At 37.6% G+C, this 22,458-nt stretch carries 10 protein-coding genes; 8 read left to right on the top strand and 2 right to left on the bottom strand.

Annotated elements, in window-relative coordinates:
- Positions 1-325: 325 nt before the first annotated feature.
- Both QP953_RS26120 and QP953_RS26115 read left to right on the top strand, forming a co-directional pair.
- Positions 326-907 carry an RNA polymerase sigma factor gene (locus QP953_RS26120; protein WP_052596697.1) on the top strand — a complete coding sequence of 194 codons (582 nt, stop codon included), beginning with the start codon at positions 326-328 and terminating at the stop codon, positions 905-907.
- Positions 908-963: 56 nt separating this feature from the next.
- A complete protein-coding gene (locus QP953_RS26115) occupies positions 964-2,598 on the top strand; it encodes a hypothetical protein (RefSeq protein ID WP_309553393.1) in 1,635 nt (544 codons plus the stop codon).
- 145 nt (positions 2,599-2,743) lie between these two features.
- On the opposite strand, the gene pdxA is transcribed toward QP953_RS26115, so the two are convergent.
- Positions 2,744-4,330 carry a 4-hydroxythreonine-4-phosphate dehydrogenase PdxA gene (gene pdxA / locus QP953_RS26110; protein ID WP_309553392.1) on the bottom strand — a complete coding sequence of 529 codons (1,587 nt, stop codon included), beginning with the start codon at positions 4,328-4,330 and terminating at the stop codon, positions 2,744-2,746.
- 252 nt (positions 4,331-4,582) lie between these two features.
- Positions 4,583-6,025 carry a M17 family metallopeptidase gene (locus QP953_RS26105; RefSeq protein WP_052596695.1) on the bottom strand — a complete coding sequence of 481 codons (1,443 nt, stop codon included), beginning with the start codon at positions 6,023-6,025 and terminating at the stop codon, positions 4,583-4,585.
- Between the two features lie 237 nt (positions 6,026-6,262).
- Here QP953_RS26105 and rsmA point away from each other — a divergent pair, with 237 nt between their 5' ends.
- The 6 genes from rsmA (at position 6,263) to QP953_RS26075 (ending at position 22,283) form a co-directional block, all read left to right on the top strand.
- On the top strand, positions 6,263-7,039 hold the full coding sequence (rsmA, locus tag QP953_RS26100; protein WP_052596694.1) for a 16S rRNA (adenine(1518)-N(6)/adenine(1519)-N(6))-dimethyltransferase RsmA: 777 nt from the start codon (positions 6,263-6,265) through the stop codon (positions 7,037-7,039).
- Positions 7,040-7,322: 283 nt separating this feature from the next.
- On the top strand, positions 7,323-8,279 hold the full coding sequence (locus QP953_RS26095) for an NAD(P)-dependent oxidoreductase (protein ID WP_052596693.1): 957 nt from the start codon (positions 7,323-7,325) through the stop codon (positions 8,277-8,279).
- Positions 8,280-8,822: 543 nt separating this feature from the next.
- The gene (locus QP953_RS26090; RefSeq protein WP_309553391.1) at positions 8,823-12,671 is read left to right on the top strand and encodes a carboxypeptidase regulatory-like domain-containing protein; all 3,849 of its coding nucleotides are present in this window, start codon (positions 8,823-8,825) and stop codon (positions 12,669-12,671) included.
- Positions 12,672-12,749: 78 nt separating this feature from the next.
- A complete protein-coding gene (locus QP953_RS26085; protein ID WP_309553390.1) occupies positions 12,750-16,859 on the top strand; it encodes a hypothetical protein in 4,110 nt (1,369 codons plus the stop codon).
- A gap of 77 nt (positions 16,860-16,936) precedes the next feature.
- Positions 16,937-18,028 (top strand): PorV/PorQ family protein, encoded by a 1,092-nt coding sequence (locus QP953_RS26080; RefSeq protein ID WP_052600366.1) that lies wholly within the window; start codon positions 16,937-16,939, stop codon positions 18,026-18,028.
- Positions 18,029-18,188: 160 nt separating this feature from the next.
- Entirely contained in the window at positions 18,189-22,283 is a 4,095-nt protein-coding gene (locus tag QP953_RS26075; protein WP_309553389.1) for a hypothetical protein, read from the top strand.
- The last annotated feature ends 175 nt before the right edge of the window (positions 22,284-22,458 follow it).

Genomic DNA, 22,458 nt, shown 5'->3' with positions numbered 1-22,458 from the left:
TTTTTTGTTACCTTAGATGGAGAGATTCAGACAATACAACGTGTGGTAGGAAATAGGGATTTATTCGTAACAATAGACCAATAACGTTCCTAGAAATTTTGATGATAAACAAGAGAAAAGGTAGCGAAAACAAAGGAACGCAAGCTTTTTGAGAAAGTTGATCACAAAACTATTACTTACATCTGTTCTCATTAATTGCGAAGGGTTGTTGAGACACTTAGAAATGGAGTCTGTTACCAATCGTTGACCAATTAGATTAACAAATGTTCTACAGACCTCTGGGCTAGAAGTTTCTTAGATTGAATGATTAATTAGAATACTATATATGTCAACATCCAAGTATACCGTCACACAGCAAGCTATGGAAGATGAATGGCTTGAAGTGCAGGCTGCACAGCAAAATCCTGCTAAGTTTAGGGTTTTGTACAATCGTTATTATGAGCCTATTTTTAGGTTTGTATACAAACGTACTGTTGATGAAGTGCTTGCTGCGGATTTGACGTCGCAGGTATTTCTGAAAGCAATGCAAAAGATAGATAAATATGTTTTTAAGGGAGTTCCTTTTTCTGCTTGGTTATTTAGAATTGCTAGCAATGAAATTGCACAACACTTTAGAAAACAAAATAAGAATCGAGTGGTTGCTTTAGAAGAGCGTACCGCTCAAGACCTTGAAGAAGAATATGAGGACAAAGAAGATTTAGAAATAAATATTACTGTTCTTAAAACTGTTATTCAAGATTTGAAACCTGATGAGGTAGAGTTGTTAGAACTCCGCTTTTTTGAAAAAAGACCTTTTAAAGAGGTAGCAGATATTTTAGACATTACAGAAAATAATGCAAAAGTTAAGATTTACAGATTGTTACAGAAAATGAAGAAACGATTTGTGAAACAAAAACGATCGGATTAAGGGAAGATGGAACACTAAATCACTGATCTAATTCAACCGTTTTAAAGTAAAAAGAAATGAAAGACAATTACAATATTAAAACTAATCCTCCAGAGTTAAGTTCTGAGCAAATTAGCAAGCATCAAGATTTTGACGCTCTGTTTGCGCAGTTTCAAGAAGCAACTGTTCCTCCTAGTAGTGACACCAAGGAGAGTACTCCTGTTCGTTCTATTAAGAAGGGAGGAAAAGTATCACCAAGTTTTATTAAGTATGGAACAGGAGCTTTAATGGCTGTTGCTGCTTCTATTTTATTGGTGTTTATGATTCGTCAATCGATGTCTAATGCAAAAATGGACGTGCCGATTGATCAAATTAACGAAGTTTTTGCATTACAAGCTCCTATGCCAAAAATTCAGAAACCATTTGGTAATTTGGTTGTCAATGCTGCGGAAGAAGGAGAAACATTAAATTATGAGTCGGGCTCTAAAATTATTGTTCCAGCTTCGGCTTTTGTAGATGAAAAAGGTAAGCCTGTAAAAGGAAAAGTAGACATTCAGTATCGAGAGTTTAACGATCATGTGGATATGTTTTTGGCAGGAGTGCCGAAAGAGTTGGACAAGCATCAAAACTTACAATCGGTAGGAATGATGGAAATCAAAGGCTTTCAAGATGGAAAACCTGTCTATTTAAGCATGGACAAGACGCTAGAGGTAGAACTACAAGGCAAGGTGGCTGCCAATATTCCAACGAATGATTTGAAGGTGTATGTTTATGGAAAGCAGCAGGATGCATGGGAATATGTTGCTAATGATAATGTTGAAGTACTAACAGCAACCACCACTAATGGAACGACAACAACACCAACGGTTGATCCTAAGACAAACCAAGAGTTAGTTGAGCAGGCTAGAGCAACCTTAGCCCAAAGCAAGCCTAAAAAGCCGATTAAGCCAGGAGTACGTGAGAATATGCAAGTATTTGACTTTGATATAAACGAAGAAGAATTTCCAGAATTAGCAGCTTACAACCAAAACGTACAACTAATGGCTTCTGCAAGCCAACTGACAGCAGGAACATTTGATACGTCGTGGAACTCTGTTACATTGACAGGGCTTGGCAATGATAAGTATCGTATGGAATTGGTTTATGAGACGAACGAAGGAAATATTGTTAGAACATTTGAAGTTTATCCTGCGATTGAAGATACTGAAGAAGCAATGGCTTTGTACAAAGAAGAATTGAAGGCTTATTTTATTCGCTTGGAGCAATGGGAATCAGATGTTTTAGTAGAAGTCCAAAATTTGAGCGAAGAGGCAGTTGTGGAGCATGATATTGCATGGAAAGAGATTATCAATCGGTTTAGGATTAATAGATTTGGGTTATGGAATTGTGGCAAGGAAGTAGAAATGAAAGATGCATTGAAAGTACAAGCTAACTTTGTTGACGAAAATGGGGTTGCCCTTGCTGTCGATCGATTATTTGTAACCAATAAGGACAAACAACTCTATTACTTTGCGCCCAATGAAGAAAATAAAAGCACTGCTGAATTAAAATACGAGGCTACTGCTGAGAACAAAATATGGGCTTTAACCAAAGAAAATGAACTATTGGTTGTTAATGAAACTTCTACAGAAGAGGAAACCTTGAACTTTAAAATGCGGTCGGTTGGTATTATTGAAACGGAGGACGATATTAGAGAGGCATTAATGTTCTAGGGGTGTGTTTTGTTTTTAGAATGCTTTGTTGAAAACACAATATAGCAGCACGACCAACTGCGAATAGATATGATAAAAAAAACAAGTTGTCAGCTTACTGACAACTTGTTTTTTTTGCGACACAGAACAGGGCAATCTCTTTATCTTAGTTTGTATGGTCTTTGTTGTTATTGCTTTTATTTTCTGATGACGTATCATTATTTTTTTCTTGATTATCATCTGTCAAAGTAGGAATAGGTTCCATTGTTTCAACAATATTATTATCTAAAACAGGAGCTTTTGTTTCTTTAGGTTGCGGTTCATTATCCGAAGCGATTGTTTTTTCTATCGGTTTCACTGAAGGCTTCTCTACTGGTTGCTCAAGGCTTTTTTTAACCACTTTTTGAGATGCTCCTTTTTTGTTTTGTTGTTCCGTTTGCTGCTTTTTTTCTGCGGCTAAAGCCAAACGTTCCTCTACCGTTAAGTTAGTTTTAGCTGTTTTATTATGGTTCGGTTTATTAGAATTTTTGGTAGCTTTTTTGTTATCCGAAGCAGCTTTTTTCTGATTCGTATCTTTAGATTGCTCTCTATTATCTTTCCTTGGTTTTTGTTCCCTATCTTTTCGATTGCGTTTTTTGTTAGGTTTGTTTTGTTCTTCAGGAGCAACACCATCGTTATCAATAATATCGTCAGGAGAAGCATCCATATCGTTAACAGCAACTACTTTTAGTGGATTACCAGTCATCTCAATATATTCTGCACGCTGTTTGGCACTATCTATTGCTAAGTACAAAGATTGTCTAAAAGATCTAAAATCTGCGATGTTTTTTCCTGCAATATCAAAACCAGTTCCATGGTCAGGAGAGGTACGAATAATCGGGAGACCAGCTGTAAAGTTAATACCTTCGCCAAAAGATAGTGCTTTGAAGGGAACTAGACCTTGGTCGTGATACATTGCCAATATTCCATCAAAATTGGCAAAATTGCCCGAACCAAAGAGCCCATCAGCAGCATAGGGACCAATAGCCAAGATACCTTTATTTTTTGCTGCTTCAATAGCAGGTATAATAACATCGATTTCTTCTGTTCCCAAAACACCACCATCGCCTGCATGTGGATTCAAGCCCAATACTGCAATAGCAGGTTTGTCAATGCCAAAATCCATTTTTAGACTTTCATTCATTAGTTCAATTTTTCTAAGAACTAATTCTGTCGTAATCGTAGTAGCAACTTGGCTGATCGGAAGATGATTGGTAACCAATCCAATTCTTAAATCTTCGTTGACCATCAACATTAAGTTTTCTTTGGCTTGAAATCTAGAGGTCAAATATTCGGTATGCCCAGGATATTCAAAACCACTCATTTGCATGGCTTTTTTATTGATAGGCGCAGTAACCAAGGCATCTAAATGCCCTGCCAACAAATCTTCTGTTGCTTGTTCTAGAGAAAACATCGCATATTTGCCCCCATCAACAGTGCATTTTCCCAATGTAATTTTTACATTTTCCATCCAACAGTTGACCACATTAACGACATTGTCATTTGCTGCATGAATGTCATTAATATTATGTAAAGATAAATCCTTGATTTTAATGATGTTCTTGTGATAAGAAGCAACTTTGGTTGATCCATATAAAATAGGAGTACACCAATTTAGAATACGTTTGTCTGCTAGAGTTTTTAAAATAACTTCTAGACCAATCCCATTGATGTCACCTACTGAAATACCTATTTTTAATCTTTTATTTGTCATAAATATATATGCAAGCAATTCGTACTTGCTATTTTGTCCAAAGTTATATCTTTGGAAATGATTTAAGAAAGTATGGGCTGCGAATTTATTGATTTTTTAATCTATCAATTGACAGCCAAGTAACCCTTTGTCTTGTGTATCTGTTAATTAAATCTTTAAGTGAGTTAACCATGATACAACTTAACAAACAGCACATCTGATTTTTAACTAGAATTTAGTTATAGCTACAAAGATACGGAAAAATGTGGAATATCATGACTTTGTATAATTCAAGAAGAAATTATAAAGCAATTGAACCCCGTATCCTGTTCCTCCTTTGGAACGATAAGCATCTTCATGATGCAAGAAGGCAACACCAGCCATATCGATGTGTATCCAGTCATAATCTGTAAAATGTTCTAGAAATTTGCCCGCCGTAATTGCTCCAGCCATCGGACCTCCTAAGTTTTTTAGATCTGCAACATCGGATTTTAGCTGTTCGCCATATTCTTTCCATAAAGGAAACTCGACCAAACGCTCGTGTACTTCTGTTCCTGCTTGTATGAGTGCTTTTTTTGTTGCAGCACTAGCTGTTCCCATCAAAACAGCACCTTGATTACCGATAGCATGAGCTGCAGATCCAGTGAGTGTTGCCATATTAATAACCAATTCAGGGGTATATTGTTTGGCATAGTGCAATCCATCGGCCAACAACATTCTACCTTCAGCATCTGTATTTAATACTTCTACTGTTGTGCCACTGTACATAGTGATTACATCGCCAGGAACATACGCATTAACACCAGGTCTGTTATCAGTAGAGGGCACCAAACAAATGAGATGAATGGGTAATTTTGCTTTGGCAACGGCATACATAGCACCAATAACACCTGCTGCACCAGCCATATCCGACTTCATGAAATCCATTGAATTGGCAGTTGGTTTTAAGCTTAGACCTCCTGTATCATAAACTACTCCTTTGCCAACTAATACAATTGGTTGTTTATTGGTAGGGCATTCTGGTTTCCATTCTAAGATGGAAAATGTAGGTGGGTCATTGCTACCTTTATTAACAGCTAAAAGCCCTCCCATCTTTAGGGCTTCTATAGCTGCTTTATCAAGCACTTTAACGGAAAAGCCAGCTCTCTTACCGAGTTTTTTGATTTCTTCAGATAATTGAACAGCAGTTAAGAAGGAGAGTGGTTCGTTAACCAAATCTCTAGCAGCACAAACACCTTCTAATACATTATTTAAAAGTGTAACTTCTTTTTTAGAAATACATTCCTCTAAAAGATAAAGCGTATGAAAAGGACTAGTTAGTTGTTCTTTCTCTTTAAAATATTTTAAAAACTGGTAATTGGTCAAAACGAGACCTTCCGCATAAGAAGCACTCAAATTATCGTTTGTGTAATCCAACAAAACGACTTCATTAATGTGATGTTTTCGAAGTGTACCAACAGTTTTTGAAGCTATTGACCGAATCTGTTCCTTTAGTTGAGCACGATCATCAATTGTCTCTATTATTTCTATGATGATATACTGATTCAGTCGAGGAATCAAGAGATGCTTCGTATCTTTTTGGACGGCTTGTTGTACAATTGCTTGTTCGGTTTCTGTTAACAACGAAGTAAACCAAGAATTCTGATTTTTGTAACTGAGTATGATTAAATCTTGGTTTTGGGTGTGGCAATTGGTCGAACGTAAAGTTGTCGTCATATTATAATTATAGTATAAATGGGGAAAATAGTGGAAGAATTTGGAGATTTTACTCTTTATGCTAATATAATTAATATTAGGAATATAGCAAACTATTTTATATTCAGCTCTGTGTACAATCAAATTTGAGTATCTATTGTAAACAATTAAAAGAAGGGACACGATAATCAGGATTTTTATTGTATTTTTGTTATCTTATTAGCAGATCATAATTGACAGCATTACCAAAAAAATAGAATGAAGGCAAAAAAATCATACGGACAGCACTTTTTAAATAAAGAATCTATAGCAATGGATATTGCTAAGAGCTTGTTGTTGCGGGACCAATATAAGAGTGTGGTAGAAATTGGACCTGGCAAGGGTATGTTGACCAAGCATTTGATGGAGGAATATGCAACAACACATGATTTGAAAGTAATTGAGGCAGATAGAGATATGGTCATGTATTTGGCAGAACATTACACAAGTTTAGTGCCTAATATCATTGCCGAAGACTTTCTGAAAGTGAAGATGGAAGATCATTTTCACGAACCTTATGCTATCATTGGTAACTTTCCTTACAATATATCGTCTCAAATATTGTTCAAAATGTTAAGTCATAAAGAAAATATTCCAGAGATGGTGGGGATGTTTCAAAAAGAAGTTGCAGAGCGAACTGCTGCCAAGCCTAATTCAAAAGCTTATGGTGTTTTGTCTGTTTTGATACAAGCCTATTATGATGTCGAGTATTTATTTACGGTAGGACCAGAGCATTTTAATCCGCCTCCAAAGGTGCAATCTGCTGTTATTCGACTGCAAAGAAAAAAAGATTTTAAAAATTTGGGATGTGATGAAAGCCGCTTGAGAGCGGTGGTTAAGACAACTTTTGGGATGCGTAGAAAAATGTTACGCAACTCAATGAAACAATTTCTCCCAAAAAACGTTATATTTGAGGATGAGTTCTTTTTGCAGAGACCAGAAAACCTCTCTGTACAAGATTTCATCGATCTTACCAACTTAACATTTAAGTATTAATGGGCTTTATATGTTCCCCAACATTATTTTAATAGCTACATCAATACAACAAATGCCTTTCTATATTTCTTACCAAAGTATACTATTCACATAGTAGTTATTTAATATTTTGTCTGAATTGAACATTTGGGCGAAAATTAGATTCTGTTATCCTAAGTAAAGTAATAATTTGTTAACCTTTCTGGTTTAGAAGTTTTAAAATCTTCTATATTTGTCGCACTATGAGCTTGATCTAAATACTGATTGTAACAAGGGCAATAATGGTACAAACAAATAAGACACAATGAGAGAAAAAATAACAAATGAAGAACCTAAGGTACTGATAACAGATGGTGTTCACAACTTACTAATCGAAGGATTGACAGTTGCAGGCTATCGATGTGATTATATGCCTTCCATTTCTTTGGAAGAGGTGCGTGCTATGATACACCATTATCAGGGAATTATTATCAATAGCAAAATTACAGTAGACCGCTCTTTTTTAGACAAGGCTACACAGTTAAAATTTATTGGTAGATTAGGTTCTGGACTAGAAATTATAGACCTAGATTATGCAAAAATCAAAAATGTTGCTGTTCATCGTGCGCCAGATGGCAATTGTGATGCTGTAGCAGAGCATGCAATGGGTATGCTGCTAAGCTTAGCTATTAACTTGCGTCGGTCAGATCAACAGGTGCGCCAAAAAAAATGGCAACGAGAACAAAATAGAGGCTGGGAGTTGATGGGCAAAACAGTAGGGATCGTTGGATTTGGCTATACTGGAGTTGCATTTGCAAAACGCCTAGCTGGATTTGGAGTTCGGGTCTTAGCATATGATAAGTATAAATCTAATTACACCGAAGGAATGCCCCATGTAACTGAATCAGACATGGAGCAAATACAGAAGGAAGCAGATGTGTTGAGTTTGCATTTGCCTTCTACCCCAGAAACCAAGGGCTTGGTTGATCAAGATTATTGGGATAAGTTTGAAAAACCAGTGGTACTAATTAACACATCTAGAGGGAATATCGTTAACACAAAATCGCTCTTAAATGTATTAGATTCTGGTCAAGTAATTGGTGCTTGTTTGGATGTTTTTGAAAATGAAAAGCCAGCTACTTATACCCAAGACGAAGATTTGTTATTTCAAGATTTATTTGCTCGTGAAAATATTTTAGTAACTCCTCATATAGCAGGATGGACAGTGGAGTCCAAGGAACGTTTGGCAGAATTGTTACTTGACCGAATTATGAAGCAATAGACTTGGAATTGTCGGAATTTGATGATACTTTTGTTAGTCACTAAAAAACGAATTAACAGGTAAAGTTATTATAAAAACGATTTTAAGAACGTTTTTTTTGAGTTTACTTGGTTGGTAATCAGTGGTTTTGGTAATGTGTTATAGTTTTGTTATCAATTTTGTTCTTTTAGTGAAAAATGTTAACCCAACAAGTGGGTAACTAAAAAAAAGACTGGTGTAGAATGCAAAAAATAGGCTTTTGTAGTTAGAATAATGTCTCTGTCTAAAAAATGACACAATTATTTATGGTAAAAATAAGTCATTTTAAAAAGGGAAGTGCACAGATGAGGATTTGTGCGTTCGATAAGCATACAAAAGCTCGTTTAAACTTGGCTGGTTACCAAAGTTTAATACTTGAACATTGGACTTTACTTCAAATGTAAAATAAAGAAATAAGGTAGTGTTGTAGATTGGTTATCTTAACATTGCTTTGAATACCGTACTTAATTGTACAATAGATAAACAACGTTTAATTTTTTAACTTTTTTAAAAGTTCTTATGGTTATGGTTCGTTACATAATTTTGTTGACTCTGTTGTTCTTGGGAAGCAGTACGCTTTTTGCCCAAACAACAGGTAGTTTGCAAGGGAAGGTTATTGATGTTGGCAACGACGAAGGGCTACCTTTTGCAAATGTAGTTTTAGAAAAAGAGGGAGTGCAAATCTCCGGAACACAGACCGACTTTGATGGAAACTATAACTTCTCAAATGTTAATGCTGGTACGTATGATGTATTGGTTTCTTACGTAGGGTATCCTACTGTAAAAACAGAAGGAGTTGTTGTGAAGTTAGGTCAAGTCGTTCGATTTGATATTGAGATGGAAGAAGGTACTAATTTCGAAATCACAGATAGTACAGGACAAAAACAAGAGATTGTTGTACGTGCTTATCGAATTCCATTGATTGAACAAGATGCTACTTCTGGTGGTCAAACATTGGGAGCAGAGGACATCAAAAACTTGGCGACACGTAATGTAACTAGTATAGTTGCTACAACTGCTGGGGTAAGTCAAACGGACGAAGGAGAAGCAATCAACTCTAATGGTAGCCGTAGTACCAGTAACGATACCTATATTGATGGGGTACGTGTAATTGGTAATTTTGGTATCCCTGAGACTGAAATTGATCAGGTTCAAATTATTACTTCTGGTGTACCTGCTGAATTTGGAGATGCAACAGGAGCAATTACAAATATTATCACAAAAGGACCTTCTTCTGAACTGACAGGAGGTGTGCAATTGGAGACTTCTCAATTTTTGGACGCGTTTGCAGCCAATCGTGCAGATGTTTACTTTTCAGGTCCTATTTTGGCAAAGCCGATGCTAAATGCATTAGGTGATACACTTAAGAAAGATGGAAAAATTCGTAAGTCTACTATCTTAGGATATCGTCTTGCGGGTGTTTATTCTACATCTTTAGATAGCCGTCCATCAGCTTTAGGTTCTTTTCAATTAAAAGAAGATAAATTAAATGAAATATTAGCTAACCCATTGGTTGCTAATCCAAGTGGAAGTGGTCGTGTTTACTCGGCAGACTTTATTACGAAAGATGATTTGGAAGTAACACAAGTTCGTCCAAATGCTCGTGAATCGTATGCAGTAGCAAATGGTAAAATTGATTTTAAACCTAACAAAGATTTCTACTTTGTTGCTGGAGGTCAAGCTCAGTTCAACTGGGGAAATTCTGCAGGTGTAGGAAATCGTTTGTTTAACTATCAATACAATCCAACTTATAATACCAACACTTGGCGTGTGTCTGGACGTTTCCGTCACACTGTAAGCTCTACACAACCAGGTGGAGATAGCGAAGATAGTGATTCTACGACCTTACAGTCTGTATTCCAGAACTTTAGTTATGAATTGCAAGGAGATTACTCGCAAACTAATAGTGCTAGTGAAGATCCTCGTTACAAAGATCGTTTGTGGGAATATGGATATGTTGGTAAATTCTACAGAAATCTTGTTCCTAGAATTGGTCCTGTTGATTCTATTTTTATTACCAATACTGCAGGAGATACCATTGCTACTAGAGTAGAAGATGGGCATTTGGCTAACAATATTAGTTTTACTAAATACGAACCAAACTGGGATATTAATCCAGGCTTGGCTGCTTATAACAATTTGATTCCACAACCTCTTAACCCAAGTGATCCTAGTACATTTGTTCCTGGTGCTCCAACAGATATGGGGCAAATGGAAATTGTCAATGGATTAAACACGGGAGCTCGTACCAGTGTATATGGTTTGTTCAATGCACCTCATCAATTGGGAACAGGTTATGGAAAAAGTAACAGCTCTCAAGTTCGTGCAAATGTTAAAGCTAATTTTGATTTAGTGATGGCTCAACGATCTGGAAATCCTATTCGTCACTCTATTCAATTAGGAGGTACATTTGAGCAGCGTATTACTCGTTCTTATAATATTAATCCATTCAGTTTGTGGAATTTGGCAGATCAATCTGTTAACTTTCATATGGATGAAGAAGCAACTGATCCTACTCGTCCAACTGGGGAAGTTTATTATGACCCAGTAAGACAACGTCAATATGACTTGTATGATATCTTGATTCGTAAAGACGAAAATGGAGAAGAGCCAGATATGACTTTGTTTGGTCAGCGTTTAAGAGAAGACTTAGGTTTGACAAAACGTGATTGGGTGAATGTACATGAGTTAACACCAGACCAAATGAAATTAGAATGGTTTGAGCCATCTACGTTGATTACAGGACGTAGCCGTGTTATGAGCTACTATGGATACGATTACTTAGGAAATCCTACTGGTACAGATGTTGACTTTTTCTCTTTCTTTACAGAGAAACAAGTACTAGCAGATGGTCGTGAAATTAAAACACGTCCAATTGCACCAGACAAGCCAATTTATGTTGCTGGTTACATCCAAGATAAGTTTACCTACAAAGATATTATTTGTAATATCGGAGTACGTTTTGATAGTTATGATGCCAATACAAAAGTATTGAATGATCCTTATTCAATCACTGGTTACGAAACGGCGGCAGAATTTACAAGCGATCAATCAATATATGCAGCTGGTCGACGTGCAGATTTCTCACACCCTGAAAATATAGGAGATGATTTTGCAGTTTATGTAAATGATAACAACAAAGACGCTGCTGTTGTTGGATATAGAAATGGAGAACAATGGTATAATGCGAGTGGTGTTCCTGTGAATAATGCTTCAGAATTGGGATCTACAATTGTACCAGCACTTAAAGGTTTTGGTACTGCTGCTGTTGATCCTCAAGGTGAGAATTATAAGCCAACAGAAGCATTCCGTGATTATATACCTACTTTGATTGTAATGCCTCGTATTGCATTCTCTTTCCCAATTTCTAAGGAAGCAAACTTTTATGCGAACTACGATGTATTGGCACAGCGTCCACCTAGTGGTGCTTTTGCTTCTCCTTTTACATACTATAACTTTAGAGAATTAGTTGCTGGTGGTTCGTTTATTGGTAATCCAGACTTGAAGCCACAACGCACCATTAACTATGAAGTTGGTTTCCAACAAAAATTAACAGACTTCTCTAAATTTAAAGTTTCTTTATTGTATAGAGAAGAGAGAGATTTAATTCAGGTAAGAGATTTTATCAATGCATACCCATCTACTTATAGTTCTTTTGGTAACAGTGATTTCTCGACAACCAAAGCCTTTAAGTTGGAGTACGATATGCGTGAAAATAACAACTTGCGTATTTTGGCGAACTATACTTTGGCTTTCTCTGAAGGAACAGGATCTAGTCCTACTTCATCGACAGGTATTGCAGCTGATGAATTAAAGTATGTATTCCCTCTTTCTTTTGATCAAAGACATACATTCTATGTAATGTTTGATTACCGTTTCAAAAGTGGAGATCGTTACAATGGACCAAAAATTGGTAAATTTGACGTCTTAGAAAATACGGGAATTAACTTGGCATTTAACGCAAGCTCAGGTCGTCCATATACTCGTAAAGAAATTCCTGGAGGTATTGGAACTACTTTCCAAGATCGTATTACAGATGGTAGCATCAATGGTGCTCGCATGGATTGGGCATTCCGTGTAGATTTGAAATTTGATAGAGATTTTGTGATTGGTAAAAAATCTAAAAATCCAATCCGTTTAAATGTGTACTTACGTATTCAAAACTTGTTGAATACTCAAAACCCATTAGCTGTATATGCTGTTACAGGCTCACCTACAGATGATGGCTTCTTGACAACAACAGGTAGTTCTGGTCCAGGTTTCGCAGCTTCTCAACCAGCTTCTTATGAGACATTGTATGATTTGCGTATGAACAATCCATTCAATATCTCTAGACCTAGACGAATTTTCTTAGGATTGAGATTTAGTTTCTAATTAAAAAAAAGTATAAAGACAAAGAGTTCCGAACGAAAGTTTGGAACTCCTACTCTGTCGAGCATAAATTAAAAGAAGATGAATAAACTAAGATGTTTGTCAGTCATCCTATCTTGTTTTGTGGCCTTTACCTCTGTAGATGCCCGAGATTTTGTAGGAGCTACTGCACAAAAAAATCAAAATAAAAATAAAAATTCCTTTCGTGCAGAATGTACGGAATCGCGTGCTCAAACTGATTTAGCAATCAACAACGTTCGTGCTATGTTGCGTGCGGGAGGAGATATGTGGTGGGATGGAAATCAAACCGCTCGCTACATCGTTCCTAATGTAGATCCGGCATCAGGTGTGCCTGAAGTTTCAGCATTGTTTTCTGGAGCAATTTGGTTAGGAGCTTATGATGATGGTGGAAACTTGATTTTGGCAGCTCAAACCTATCGAAATAATGGAAATGACTATTGGACAGGACCTTTGAACCCTGACTTGGGAACTATTGAAAAAATAGATTGTGAGCGTTGGGATAGACACTTTACAGTGTTGGGCGATGATATTACTGCTTTGAGAGCGGATAACTTAGATCCTCTAAACCCAGGTGTACAAGGTACTCCTTCAAGAGGACTATTAGGATGGCCTGCAAAGGGGAATCCACATTTCTTGGCTATACATGGATTTGATATCCGTGATTACAATCAAGAATTGGCGCCATTTATAGATTATGATGGTGATGGTACCTATGATCCTTATCAAGGAGACCACCCCATTATTGAGGTGTCAGGTTGTGAAAGTGCTAATTACAACAATCCTGTTTATGCAGATCAAATGACTTGGTGGGTGTATAATGATAATGGTAACTTGCATACACAAACCAATGGACAGGCCATGAAAATGGAAATCCAAGTAACGGCTTTTGGTTATAGAACAACGGATGCAATCAACAACCAAACTTTTTATCGTTATAAGCTATTAAATAGAAATAAATTGGCTTTGAATGATACATACTTCTCTTTATGGTCTGACCCAGATTTGGGTTGTTCAAACGATGATTATATTGGATGTGATACTATAACAGGTATGGGGTATGTTTATAATGAAGATGCCAATGATGATAATCCTTGTGGAACAAGTGGTGCGGCAGGATACGGTACGGATATTCCTGCGTTAGCAGTAGATTACTTTAGAGGACCGCTGGATTCTGCAGGTAAACAAATTGGATTATCTTCTTTCCAATACCATATCAATAGCAACTCTGATCCAAAAGGAGATCCTACAGCAGCATTAGGTTTTTATCGTCTGATTTCAGGCTACTGGCCAAACGGTACTCCAATTACATCAGGAGGTGACGGGTATGATCCAGGTAATCAAACAGCAACCCCGACTCCTTATGTGTTCCCATCATTTCCAAATGAAACTGGCAATGGTGCTTGGTCAATGTGTACGGAAGGAGTAGTTGGTGCAGACAATCGTTTCTTGCATACCTCAGGGCCATTTGTCTTGAAACCAGGAGCTACCAATGAAATGATTTCAGGAGTAGTATGGGTGCCAAGTATCCCAGATTATCCATGTCCATCGTTGCGTCCATTGGTAGAGGCAGATGTATTAGCACAGAACTTATTTGATAACTGTTTTAAAATTACAGATGGTCCTGATGCTCCATATATTGATGTCATCGAAATGAACGAAGAGTTGGTCTTGAATTTATACTACTCAGCAGAGCAAAATAACTACAAATTGGGCTACGAAGAGTCTCCAGCAGAACTTAGACCTTTTGCACCATTGGATACAACGTATACTTTCCAAGGATATAAAGTATATCAAGTAAATGATCCGAACCTTTCTGTAACAGAGTTGGACGATGAGACAAAAGCACGTTTAATTTTCCAAACGGATGTAAATGATAATGTTTCTAAGATTGCAAATTGGGAAAAATTTGCAGATGAGGATTTAGGAATTGATGTTTCTGTTCCAACGATTCAAGTAGAAGGTACGAACAAAGGTATCAAACATACATTTAAAGTAGTAGAAGATCAATTTGCAGAGGGAGAAAAAGATTTGATCAATCACAAGCAGTATTATTTCTGTGTGGTTGCTTATGCTTATAACGAGTATGAAAAATTCAATCCTGTTACCAATACAGGACAGGCAACACCTTACTTACAAGGTCGTAGAAACTTTAAAATATACACAGGAATACCAAGAATCAACGATTCAGAATATTCAGGAATTAGCCTACAGTCAGCTTATGGTGACCGTCCAGGGATTACAAGAATAGATGGTTCCGGAACAGGGTCCAAGCAGTTTTTGGAGATTACGAACCTAAGCAGTATAGAAAATGCGATTGTAAATGGAGAAAATGTAGGAAGAATAGATTATGCATCAGGACGAGCGCCAGTAGATGTAAAAGTAGTGGATCCCTTGCGCGTGCCTCAAGGTACCTACCAGTTGTATGTTTGTGATGAAAACTATACTTGGACACGAGATAGTGCTACTCAAGTATATGTAGCGAACAAAGATACATTCCCTGTGTTGGGTGATTCAATTTATTGGGTGTTAAAAGATGTGAATGATCCTACAGTATTGTGGTCTTCATTCCAAACAATGGATTGGGATTACGAGCAATATGTACCAGATTTGGGAATATCTGTAAGTTTACAACAAGTAGTGGGACCAAGTGGACAAGGGGAGCAGAATATAGCGAACAACACAGGTTGGGTAGGTTCAGAGATTGTTTACTCTGATAGTGTGACCTATGGTAAATGGTATACAGGAGTAGAGGATGATGAAGGCGTCTTTAACATGATCAAGAATGGACCAGGAGAAGACGATGAGTTGTTTGATCCAAACAAAGAATATTCAACTAGTGTAGGAGGATGGTATCCCTTTATGTTGTGTGATGGAGAATTACGAACAACAGATTACTACTTTTCTTTAATGAACATCGGCTCATCAGGAGCACGATTTAGAAACAAGAATTCGAACATAGCGGCGAAAGTACGAGATACGATGTTAGTTGCCTTGAATAATGTAAATGTAGTATTGACTCCCGATCAAAGCAAGTGGAGTAGGTGTATTGTAACCGAGACCTTTAACCGTTATCATGGTAGTGGATATTTGGGACAAACAGCACCCTCAGGACGTCGTCAGATGGAATGGAAGGGAAGTACTCCAAGTGGAACGAAGCCTACTTACTATTCAAGAAACAAGGATATGTCGATTGACTTGACGAGTACAGGGATGTCATGGTTCCCTGGTTATGCTTATGATGTAGAAACAGGAGAGCGCTTGAATGTCTTCTTTGGAGAGAATTCATTGTACAATGGAGTGATCTTAGAGGAGAATATTGCCGAAGGAGTAAGTACAGGAGATGATATGATCTTTAACCCAACAGCAACGGCATTTGCAGGACCGAACTCTATTGATGAGGATGTTCAGTTCTTACGTTCGGTATTGGGAGGTCAGCACATCATTTATGTAACGAGAACGAAGTATGATTCTTGTAAGAGTATTATCGATCAATACAATGGTATCTTGCCTATCTTCACTCCAGATAACAATCTCGTTAGAAACATGGATATAACATGGGCATCAATGGCATTGTTGACACCTGGAGTAGAAATGGGGGGTACGTATGGCGAGATTCCACCAACGGATATGACAGTAAAATTACGAGTCAATCGTCCTCATGAAATAGAGCGAGGTACGTATGAGAACTTGGGTTATCCATTGTATGAATTTAGCTTGGATGGTTTGCAACCAACGAAAGAGGATACAGAAAAAGCCACCAGTGCTTTAGATTTGATGCGAGTAGTACCAAATCCATACTATGCTTATTCAGATTACGAGGTAAAAGAGACGGATAATGTAGTTAAGATAACCAACATTCCTGCAAAATGTGACATCCGTATTTACTCATTGGATGGACGATTTGTAAAAGAGTTTAAAGTAGCTCAAGAGTATAAAAATACATTAGAATCAGGAGGTGCAAGAAATGGAATTGCAAGAGTAGGATTGGGAACCAATGGTCCAGATGCAGATGACCAAATCACAACATCTATCAATTGGGATTTGAAAAATTACTCGGGAGTTCCTGTAGCTGGAGGTGTTTACTTGATTCATGTCAAAGTGGAAGGAGTAGGATCTAAAGTATTAAAAAGCTTTATCATCAATCGAGCATTTGATGCTCAACGTTTGTAATATCTTAACTGGTACAAAATATACGCTGTGAGCTGTAAAAAGTACAGCTCACAGCTAATCTAAAAAAATATAAAACAATGAATAGACTTAAATCTATCATCGCTATATTCTTACTGGGTATTTTAGTAACTCCAGAAGCAACTTTTGCTGGAAACCCTGATAGACAAGGGGAGGCAGGTGCTTATGAACTATTATTAAATCCTTGGGCTAGATCAGCAGGACTAAACGGTCTCGTAGTATCTAGTGTAACAGGCGTAGAAGCGATGCGCTTTAATCCAGCTGGAATTGGTCGTCAATACAGCAATACAGAGGTAATTGTTTCGCACACTCAATATATGGTAGGTACTGGTTTGAGTATGACTGCTGGGGGATTGGGACAGAAAATTGGGAAGAATGGTGCTGTTGGTCTTACATTAATGTCCATGAATTTTGGTGATATTCCTCTAACAACAACGAGTCAACCTCAAGGAATTACTACTTTTAGTCCTTCTTTTTTCAATATTGGTGTTGGTTATAGCCATATTTTTAGAGATAAGGAAGGGAATGAAAAAATATCTGTAGGTTTAGCAGTTCGTGTTGTATCTGAATCATTGACAAATGCTTCTGCAATGGGAGTTGCATTTGATGCAGGAGTTCAATATGTAACTGGTAAAAATAAGCAAATCAAATTCGGTTTAGCACTACGCAATATTGGTACTAAAATGAAGTTTCAAGGAGATGGACTTGCTTTTGTTGGTGTTGCGCCAAATGGTTCTACTCCATTGACAGTAGAAGAACGTGTGGCAGCATTTGAATTACCTTCTTTGTTACACATTGGAGCATCTTATGATTTTTGGTTTCCTGGAGAAACAGACTCAAGACAAGGAAAAACGAATCGTTTATCTGTTAATGCAATGTTCACAGCCAACTCATTTGCTCGTGACCAGTATGGTCTAGGTTTGGAATATGCATTCCGTGAGATGTTGATGCTTAGAGCTGCCTTTAGATACGAAGGATTGATGTTTGATACAGGTAATGCAGGAACTATTAGTAATGGTTTTACAGCAGGACTTTCTGTTCAAATTCCTTTCAAAAAAGGATCTTCAAGAAAAATCGCTTTTGATTATGGCTTTGAGTTAACAAAAGAATTTGCTGGTTCACATGCTGTTAGTGTAAGAATTGGAATCTAAATAAGAAGAGCTTTAGCTCTGGTTATGAAATATATAAAACGCTCTTCCCAAAGTCTAGGGAAAGAGCGTTTTGTGCTTTTATACTGCTATGTTCGCATGTTCTGTATCTAAAAAATTTCCCCTCAATTATTTTATTCTCTCATTACATAAGAATATAACAATGAAAAAAAATATTTTCTGGACTGCTTTTAGCAGCGTTTATATATTGACTTTGAGTACACTCTGTGCACAAAAAGGACCTCATACCAATAGAACGGAACCGAATACCCCTGCTTATCGATCCAGTTGTACGGAGTCTCGTGCCCAAACTGATTTAGCTATTAATAATGTTCGTGCTCGACTAAGAGCGGGAGGAGATATGTGGTGGGATGGAACGCAACCTCAATATGTAGTTCCCAATGTAGATCCTACATCAGGAGAACCTGAAATTGTATCGCTCTATTCTGGAGCAATTTGGTTAGGAGCTTATGATGATGGTGGCAACTTAATTTTGGCAGCTCAAACCTATCGAGGTAGTGGAAATGACTATTGGACAGGACCTTTGAACCCTGATTTGGGAACCATCGAAAAAATAGACTGTGAGCGCTGGGATTTGCATTTTACGGTGTTGGGCGACGATATTACTGCTTTAAGGGCGGATAACTTAGATCCATTAAATCCAGGTGTACAAAACACCCCTTCAAGAGGACTATTAGGATGGCCTGCAAAAGGGAACCCACATTTCTTGACAATACATGGGTTTGATATTCGTGATTACAATCAAGAATTGGCGCCATTTGTGGATTATGATGGTGATGGTATCTATGATCCTTATCAAGGAGACCATCCCATTATTGAAGTGTCAGGTTGTGAAAGTGCTGACTACAACAATCCAGTTTATGCGGATCAAATGACTTGGTGGGTGTATAATGATAATGGTAACTTGCATACACAGACAAGTGGACAAGCCATGAAAATGGAAATTCAAGCAATGGCTTTTGCCTATCGGACAACAGATGCAATCAACAACCAAACTTTTTATCGTTATAAGCTACTAAATAGAAACAAACTGTCTTTGAATGATACGTACTTCTCTCTATGGACTGACCCTGACTTGGGTTGTCGATCAGATGATTATATTGGTTGTGATACTTTAACAGGAATGGGCTATGTTTATAATGCAGATGCCAATGATGATAATCCTTGTGCAGGTTTGGCTGGGTATGGTACCGATATTCCTGCGTTGGGAGTAGATTATTTTAGAGGACCTTTAGATTCTGCTGGAAATCAACTTGGGTTGTCTTCTTTTCAGTATCATATCATTAGTACAACAGATCCCAAAGGAATTCCATCTAGTGCTGTAGGGTACTATCGTTTGATTTCAGGCTACTGGCCCAATGGAACTCCAATTACAGCAGGAGGGGATGGGTACAACCCCAATAATATAGGAGCAGCGCCAACACGTTATGTGTTTCCATCATTTCCAAATGAAAGCGGTGCTGGAGTATGGTCGATGTGTAGCGAAAGCTTATCAGGGTTAGATCAAGCTTTTTTACATACCTCAGGACCATTTGTCTTGAAACCAGGAGCTACCAATGAAATGATTTCAGGAGTAGTATGGGTGCCAAGTATCCCAGATTATCCCTGTCCTGCCTTAGAATCTTTAGTGAGCGCAGATGTATTGGCACAGAACTTATTTGACAACTGTTTTAAAATTACAGATGGTCCTGATGCTCCACATATTGATGTCATCGAAATGAACGAAGAGTTGGTCTTGAATTTATACTACTCAGCAGAGCAAAATAACTATAAGTTGGGCTACGAAGAGTCTCCTGCAGAACTTAGACCTTTTGCACCATTGGATACAACGTATACTTTCCAAGGATATAAAGTATACCAAGTAAATGATCCGAACCTTTCTGTAACAGAGTTGGACGATGAGACAAAAGCACGTTTAATTTTCCAAACGGATGTAAATGATAATGTTTCTAAAATCGCGAATTGGGAAGAATTTACCGATAATGATTTAGGCTTAGTAGTCCAAGTGCCTAGAATAATGGTGGAGGGTACGAACCAAGGTATCAAACATACATTTAAAGTAGTAGAAGACCAATTTGCAGAGGGAGAAAAAGATTTGATCAATCACAAGCCCTATTATTTCTGTGTGGTTGCTTATGCTCATAACGAGTATCAAAAGTACAATTCTGTTACCAATACAGGACAGGCAACACCTTACTTACAAGGTCGTAGAAACTTTAAAATATACACAGGAATACCAAGAATCAACGATTCAGAATATTCAGGAATTAGCCTACAGTCAGCTTATGGTGACCGTCCAGGGATTACAAGAATAGATGGTTCCGGAACAGGGTCCAAGCAGTTTTTGGAGATTACGAACCTAAGCAGTATAGAAAATGCGATTGTAAATGGAGAAAATGTAGGAAGAATAGATTATGCATCAGGACGAGCGCCAGTAGATGTAAAAGTAGTGGATCCCTTGCGCGTGCCTCAAGGTACTTACCAGTTGTATGTTTGTGATGAAAACTATACTTGGACACGAGATAGTGCTACTCAAGTATATGTAGCGAACAAAGATACATTCCCTGTGTTGGGTGATTCAATTTATTGGGTGTTAAAAGATGTGAATGATCCTACAGTATTGTGGTCTTCATTCCAAACAATGGATTGGGATTACGAGCAATATGTACCAGATTTGGGAATATCTGTAAGTTTACAACAAGTAGTGGGACCAAGTGGACAAGGGGAGCAAAATATAGCGAACAACACAGGTTGGGTAGGTTCAGAAATTATTTACTCTGATAGTGTGACCTATGGTAAATGGTATACAGGAGTAGAGGATAATGAAGGCGTCTTTAACATGATCAAGAATGGACCAGGGGAAGACGATGAGTTGTTTGATCCGAACAAAGAATATTCAACTAGTGTAGGAGGATGGTATCCCTTTATGTTGTGTGATGGAGAATTACGAACAACAGATTACTACTTTTCTTTGATGAACATCGGCTCATCAGGAGCACGATTTAGAAACAAGAATTCGAACATAGCATCAAAAGTACGAGATACGATGTTGGTAGCCTTGAATAATGTAAATGTAGTATTGACTCCCGATCAAAGCAAGTGGAGTAGGTGTATTGTAACCGAGACCTTTAACCGTTATCATGGTAGTGGATATTTGGGACAAACAGCCCCCTCAGGACGTCGTCAGATGGAATGGAAAGGAAGTACTCCAAGTGGAACGAAGCCGACGTATTATTCAAGAAACAAGGATATGTCGATTGACTTGACGAGTACCGGAATGTCATGGTTCCCCGGTTATGCTTATGATGTAGAAACAGGAGAGCGTTTGAATGTCTTCTTTGGAGAGAATTCATTGTACAATGGAGTGATCTTGGAGGAGAATATTGCCGAAGGAGTAAGTACAGGAGATGATATGATCTTTAACCCAACAGCAACGGCATTTGCAGGACCGAACTCTATCGATGAGGATGTTCAGTTCTTACGTTCGGTATTGGGAGGTCAGCACATCATTTATGTAACGAGAACGAAGTATGATTCTTGTAAGAGTATTATCGATCAATACAATGGTATCTTACCTATCTTCACTCCAGATAACAATCTCGTTAGAAACATGGATATAACATGGGCATCAATGGCATTGTTAACACCCGGAGTAGAAATGGGGGGTACATATGGCGAGATCCCACCAACGGATATGACAGTAAAATTACGAGTCAATCGTCCTCATGAAATAGAGCGAGGTACGTATGAGAACTTGGGTTATCCATTGTATGAATTTAGCTTGGATGGTTTGCAACCAACGAAAGAGGATACAGAAAAAGCCACCAGTGCTTTAGATTTGATGCGAGTAGTACCGAATCCATACTATGCTTATTCAGATTACGAGGTAAAAGAGACGGATAATGTAGTTAAGATAACCAACATTCCTGCAAAATGTGACATCCGTATTTACTCATTGGATGGACGATTTGTAAAAGAGTTTAAAATAGCTCAAGAGTATAAAAATACATTAGGCTCAGGAGGTGCAAGAAATGGAATTGCAAGAGTAGGATTGGGAACCAATGGACCAGAATCAGATGAACAAATCACAACATCTATCAATTGGGATTTGAAAAATTATGCAGGAGTTCCTGTAGCTGGAGGTGTTTACTTGATCCATGTCAAAGTGGAAGGAGTAGGATCTAAAGTATTAAAAAGCTTTATCATCAATCGAGCATTTGATGCTCAACGTTTGTAAAAAAATTAAGGCTCAGAGAATTTTCTTTGAGCCTTATTTTTTCTATAAAAATGTAAAATTGTGTGAATTTATTGATCAAATAGCAAGTGCTTTTCTTAGAATACCCTAACTTAGTAAGTAAGAGGTCAGAAAAAGTAATAACAAAAAATAAGGCTGTTTTAGCTGCGCTGCTACT

Source organism: Aureispira sp. CCB-E (assembly GCF_031326345.1).
Taxonomy (GTDB): Bacteria; Bacteroidota; Bacteroidia; order Chitinophagales; family Saprospiraceae; genus Aureispira.
Note: the sequence above shows the minus strand (reverse complement) of the source record. Positions and strands in the feature narration are given on the sequence as shown.

Excerpts from the sequence above, each read along its gene's own strand:
- QP953_RS26105 (WP_052596695.1), bottom strand. The coding sequence starts at position 6,025 with ATGACGACAACTTTACGTTCGACCAATTGCCACACCCAAAACCAAGAT.
- QP953_RS26115 (WP_309553393.1), top strand. The coding sequence starts at position 964 with ATGAAAGACAATTACAATATTAAAACTAATCCTCCAGAGTTAAGTTCT.
- QP953_RS26085 (WP_309553390.1), top strand. The coding sequence starts at position 12,750 with ATGAATAAACTAAGATGTTTGTCAGTCATCCTATCTTGTTTTGTGGCC.
- rsmA (WP_052596694.1), top strand. The coding sequence starts at position 6,263 with ATGAAGGCAAAAAAATCATACGGACAGCACTTTTTAAATAAAGAATCT.
- QP953_RS26075 (WP_309553389.1), top strand. The coding sequence starts at position 18,189 with ATGAAAAAAAATATTTTCTGGACTGCTTTTAGCAGCGTTTATATATTG.
- QP953_RS26080 (WP_052600366.1), top strand. The coding sequence starts at position 16,937 with ATGAATAGACTTAAATCTATCATCGCTATATTCTTACTGGGTATTTTA.
- pdxA (WP_309553392.1), bottom strand. The coding sequence starts at position 4,330 with ATGACAAATAAAAGATTAAAAATAGGTATTTCAGTAGGTGACATCAAT.
- QP953_RS26090 (WP_309553391.1), top strand. The coding sequence starts at position 8,823 with ATGGTTCGTTACATAATTTTGTTGACTCTGTTGTTCTTGGGAAGCAGT.
- QP953_RS26095 (WP_052596693.1), top strand. The coding sequence starts at position 7,323 with ATGAGAGAAAAAATAACAAATGAAGAACCTAAGGTACTGATAACAGAT.
- QP953_RS26120 (WP_052596697.1), top strand. The coding sequence starts at position 326 with ATGTCAACATCCAAGTATACCGTCACACAGCAAGCTATGGAAGATGAA.